This window comes from Salegentibacter chungangensis, from assembly GCF_042678405.1.
Lineage (GTDB): Bacteria > Bacteroidota > Bacteroidia > Flavobacteriales > Flavobacteriaceae > Salegentibacter_A > Salegentibacter_A chungangensis.
The window spans coordinates 1-5536 of record NZ_JBHTLI010000004.1 but is presented as its reverse complement, the minus strand read 5'-3'; the positions used below and the strand labels follow the sequence as shown (position 1 = coordinate 5536).

Annotated in this window: 2 tRNA genes and 3 rRNA genes; all 5 read right to left on the bottom strand. The window is 48.5% G+C overall.

The features are described from left to right. Positions 1-59: 59 nt before the first annotated feature. Positions 60-169: ribosomal RNA gene (rrf, locus tag ACFQ3Q_RS14050) — 5S ribosomal RNA — on the bottom strand. A gap of 152 nt (positions 170-321) precedes the next feature. After that, positions 322-3152: ribosomal RNA gene (locus ACFQ3Q_RS14045) — 23S ribosomal RNA — on the bottom strand. 215 nt (positions 3153-3367) lie between these two features. Further along, positions 3368-3441, bottom strand: a tRNA-Ala gene (locus tag ACFQ3Q_RS14040). 133 nt (positions 3442-3574) lie between these two features. Then, positions 3575-3648, bottom strand: a tRNA-Ile gene (locus ACFQ3Q_RS14035). Positions 3649-3752: 104 nt separating this feature from the next. Beyond that, positions 3753-5283, bottom strand: a 16S ribosomal RNA gene (locus ACFQ3Q_RS14030). Together the 16S, 23S and 5S rRNA genes with 2 tRNA genes alongside form the textbook arrangement of a ribosomal RNA operon. Positions 5284-5536: the final 253 nt, after the last annotated feature.

The window sequence follows — 5536 nt, the reverse complement described above, 5'->3', positions numbered from 1 at the left end:
CTTTTTTGGGACAGGGGTATAAAAAAACCCCTCCAGGATAACCTGAAGGGGTTTCAAAAACAAGGCGGCGACATACTCTCCCACAAGATAGCAGTACCATCTGCGCTAACGGGCTTAACTTCTCTGTTCGGAATGGGAAGAGGTGAGCCCCGTCGCTATAACCACCTTAAATCGTTAAGCAAGCCTGGATGATCTAAATCATACACCTTACTTCTAATAAGATTGACATAACTGAAAAACAAAGAACGGATAAACTAACCTGCAAATTATCGAGCTTAGCGGCATTTCAGCCGTTCCGGTACCCGAAGATACCGGAACGCCAGCACCAAGCTTTACGGATTATTAGTACCACTTGGCTATGACATTGCTGCCTTTACACCTATGGCCTATCAACGTGGTCGTCTCCCACGGTCCTTTAAAGAAATCTCATCTTGTGGTGGGTTTCGCGCTTATATGCTTTCAGCGCTTATCCCTTCCGAACGTAGCTACTCTGCAATGCTCCTGGCGGAACAACAGATACACCAGAGGTTCGTCCAACTCGGTCCTCTCGTACTAGAGTCAGGTCCACTCAAATTTCTAACGCCCACTACAGATAGAGACCGAACTGTCTCACGACGTTCTGAACCCAGCTCGCGTGCCACTTTAATGGGCGAACAGCCCAACCCTTGGGACCTTCTCCAGCCCCAGGATGTGACGAGCCGACATCGAGGTGCCAAACCCCCCCGTCGATGTGAGCTCTTGGGGGAGATCAGCCTGTTATCCCCGGCGTACCTTTTATCCTTTGAGCGATGGCCCTTCCATGCGGTGCCACCGGATCACTATGCTCTACTTTCGTACCTGATCGACCTGTATGTCTCTCAGTCAAGCTCCCTTATGCCATTGCACTCTACGCACGGTTACCAAGCGTGCTGAGGGAACCTTTAGAAGCCTCCGTTACTCTTTTGGAGGCGACCACCCCAGTCAAACTACCCACCAAGCACTGTCCTTCCAGTGGAAGTTAGGCTTCAAACAAGTAAAGGGTGGTATTTCAACAATGACTCCACCACACCTGGCGATGCAGCTTCAACGTCTCCCACCTATCCTACACATCACTTGTCCAAAGTCAATACTAAGCTATAGTAAAGGTGCACGGGGTCTTTTCGTCCCGTAGCGGGTAATCGGCATCTTCACCGATACTACAATTTCACCGAGCTCATGGCTGAGACAGTGTCCAGATCGTTGCACCATTCGTGCAGGTCGGAACTTACCCGACAAGGAATTTCGCTACCTTAGGACCGTTATAGTTACGGCCGCCGTTTACCGGGGCTTCAATTCAACGCTTCGCCGAAGCTAACGTCTCCTCTTAACCTTCCGGCACCGGGCAGGTGTCAGACCCTATACTTCATCTTTCGATTTCGCAGAGTCCTGTGTTTTTGATAAACAGTCGCCTGGACCTCTTCACTGCGGCCCATCCGAAGATGGGCGACCCTTCTCCCGAAGTTACGGGCCCATTTTGCCTAGTTCCTTAGCCATGAATCTCTCGAGCACCTTAGAATTCTCATCCCAACTACCTGTGTCGGTTTACGGTACGGGTTGCCACCACTCGCTTTTCTTGGAAGTCGATCCGCTAGATTATCACGCCGGCCGTAGCTTTTGTGTACTGTCGGGGTGTTACCACTCCCTTCAACGTACTATTCCGTCAGTACGCACTAACTTTTCGCCTCCGTCCGCTTTAACGTGGGGCAAGTAGCAGAATATTAACTGCTTGTCCATCGACTACCCCTTTCGGGTTCGCCTTAGGTCCCGACTAACCCCCAGCTGATTAGCATAGCTGGGGAAACCTTAGTCTTTCGGTGTGCAGGTTTCTCGCCTGCATTATCGTTACTTATGCCTACATTTTCTTTTCTATCCGCTCCAGCATACCTCGCAGTACACCTTCAGCGCAAATAGAATGCTCCCCTACCACTTACAATAAATTGTAAATCCATAGCTTCGGTAGTATGTTTATGCCCGATTATTATCCATGCCGGACCGCTCGACTAGTGAGCTGTTACGCACTCTTTAAATGAATGGCTGCTTCCAAGCCAACATCCTAGCTGTCTGGGCAGTCCAACCGCGTTTATTCAACTTAACATACATTTGGGGACCTTAGCTGATGGTCTGGGTTCTTTCCCTCTCGGACACGGACCTTAGCACCCATGCCCTCACTGATATAAAACATTTTATAGCATTCGGAGTTTGTCAGGAATTGGTAGGCGGTGAAGCCCCCGCATCCAATCAGTAGCTCTACCTCTATAAAACTATTATACCGCTGCACCTAAATGCATTTCGGGGAGTACGAGCTATTTCCGAGTTTGATTGGCCTTTCACCCCTACCCTCAGGTCATCCCAAGACTTTTCAACGTCAACGGGTTCGGTCCTCCACTATGTGTTACCACAGCTTCAACCTGCCCAAGGGTAGATCACACGGTTTCGCGTCTACCATTACCAACTCATTCGCCCTATTAAGACTCGCTTTCGCTACGGCTCCATATCTTAAATACTTAACCTTGCTGGAAACGGTAACTCGTAGGCTCATTATGCAAAAGGCACGCCGTCACCAGTAAACTGGCTCCGACCGCTTGTAAGCGCGTGGTTTCAGGTTCTATTTCACTCCCTTGTTCAGGGTTCTTTTCACCTTTCCCTCACGGTACTGGTTCACTATCGGTCTCTCAGGAGTATTTAGCCTTGGCGGATGGTCCCGCCGGATTCATACAGGGTTTCCCGTGCCCCGCACTACTCAGGATACCACTATCTTCACACGCTTTACCTATACGGGACTGTCACCCTCTTTGGTTCCTCTTTCCAAAGGATTCTAATTCATTGTGTGTCGAATATTGTGGTCCTACAACCCCATAAGGTCCGTAAACCTTATGGTTTGGGCTAATGCGCGTTCGCTCGCCGCTACTAGCGCAATCACTATTGTTTTCTCTTCCTCCGGGTACTTAGATGTTTCAGTTCCCCGGGTTTGCCTCCTCTCGGATACTTGATCTTCAATCAAGTGGGTTGCCCCATTCGGACACCTGCGGATCAAAGTGTATGTGCCACTCCCCGCAGCTTTTCGCAGCTTATCACGTCCTTCTTCGCCTCTGAGAGCCTAGGCATCCCCCACACGCCCTTATTTAGCTTGTGTGCTTTTTGCCTTCTAATGCTCGTATTCTTTGTTACTCTTAAAGTAACTCGAATATTTAATTCGCTTGTTATAAAATTTAACTTCTATAACTGTAGTTTCTCTCGTATTCTTTGTTTCTCAATATGTCAATGAACGTGGCGAATCGCCACCGATAATAAATATCAGCGCTTCTTCGCGGCGAATCTCTCAAGATCTACATCTCAAGGCATCGCCTTGTGGAGAATATCGGAGTCGAACCGATGACCTCCTGCGTGCAAGGCAGGCGCTCTAGCCAGCTGAGCTAATCCCCCAGGTCTTTCAGTAGTCGGTATCAGTTAACAGTTATCAGTTAATTGATGACCTATACGTCAACTTGGTTACCCAACTTCTAAAATTTCCTATTTCAAATGAACTTCTCTGTAGCCTTACAACTACTTTAAAAAGTAGTCTCAGGCAGACTCGAACTGCCGACCTCTACATTATCAGTGTAGCGCTCTAACCAGCTGAGCTATGAGACTGTCCCTATAAATTAAATTGACAAGAATCAAGACCAAAAGGACTTCTTTAAACAACATATCCTCTTAGTAACTGCGCTAGTACCTTTAATAGTACTTCGCTCTAGAAAGGAGGTGTTCCAGCCGCACCTTCCGGTACGGCTACCTTGTTACGACTTAGCCCCAGTTACCAGTTTTACCCTAGGCCGCTCCTTGCGGTAACGGACTTCAGGTACCCCCGGCTTCCATGGCTTGACGGGCGGTGTGTACAAGGCCCGGGAACGTATTCACCGCATCATGGCTGATATGCGATTACTAGCGATTCCAGCTTCACGTAGTCGAGTTGCAGACTACGATCCGAACTGTGATAGGGTTTATAGATTCGCTCCTTCTCACGAAGTGGCTGCTCTCTGTCCCTACCATTGTAGCACGTGTGTGGCCCAGGACGTAAGGGCCGTGATGATTTGACGTCATCCCCACCTTCCTCGCGGTTTGCACCGGCAGTCTGGCTAGAGTTCCCGACTTGACTCGCTGGCAACTAACCACAGGGGTTGCGCTCGTTATAGGACTTAACCTGACACCTCACGGCACGAGCTGACGACAACCATGCAGCACCTTGTAATCTGTCCGAAGAAAAGTCTGTTTCCAGACCTGTCAGACTACATTTAAGCCCTGGTAAGGTTCCTCGCGTATCATCGAATTAAACCACATGCTCCACCGCTTGTGCGGGCCCCCGTCAATTCCTTTGAGTTTCATTCTTGCGAACGTACTCCCCAGGTGGGTTACTTATCACTTTCGCTTAACCACCCAGCCCTCAATTAGGCCGGACAGCTAGTAACCATCGTTTACGGCGTAGACTACCAGGGTATCTAATCCTGTTCGCTACCTACGCTTTCGTCCATCAGCGTCAGTGTGTTATTAGTGATCTGCCTTCGCAATCGGTATTCTGTGTAATATCTATGCATTTCACCGCTACACTACACATTCTAACCACTTCATAACAACTCAAGATCTACAGTATCAATGGCAGTTCTCCCGTTAAGCGGAAGACTTTCACCACTGACTTATAAATCCGCCTACGGACCCTTTAAACCCAATGATTCCGGATAACGCTTGGATCCTCCGTATTACCGCGGCTGCTGGCACGGAGTTAGCCGATCCTTATTCGCAGAGTACCGTCAAACCCCCACACGTGGGGGTGGTTCTTCCTCTGTAAAAGCAGTTTACAACCCATAGGGCAGTCTTCCTGCACGCGGCATGGCTGGATCAGGCTCTCGCCCATTGTCCAATATTCCTCACTGCTGCCTCCCGTAGGAGTCTGGTCCGTGTCTCAGTACCAGTGTGGGGGATCTCCCTCTCAGGACCCCTACCTATCGCTGCCTTGGTAAGCCGTTACCTTACCAACTAACTAATAGGACGCATACTCATCTTTTAGCCATAAATGTTTAATGATCAGGATAATGCTATCCAACCATACTATGAGGTATTAATCCAAGTTTCCCTGGGCTATCCCTCGCTAAAAGGTAGATTGTATACGCGTTACGCACCCGTGCGCCGGTCGTCATCAGAAAAGCAAGCTTTTCTATGTTACCCCTCGACTTGCATGTGTTAGGCCTGCCGCTAGCGTTCATCCTGAGCCAGGATCAAACTCTTCATCGTTAAATCTTAAATATAATAACAATTACTAAGTATGTTTTTACTCTCTCAAGTAATGCTCAAAGACGACTCTTCTAGTCTTAATTCTTTTTCGTGTTATCTCACGATAACGCGCTGTCAATTCAATATATCAATGAACTTTCGTGTAACCATAAAAAAGTTACCTCGCCGAAATAAAAGGAGTTGAACCTTTTCTTAAACTACCACTACCCGTGGATTTCGTTGTTGTTTCAGTCTGTTTCAGATCGCTCGCTTT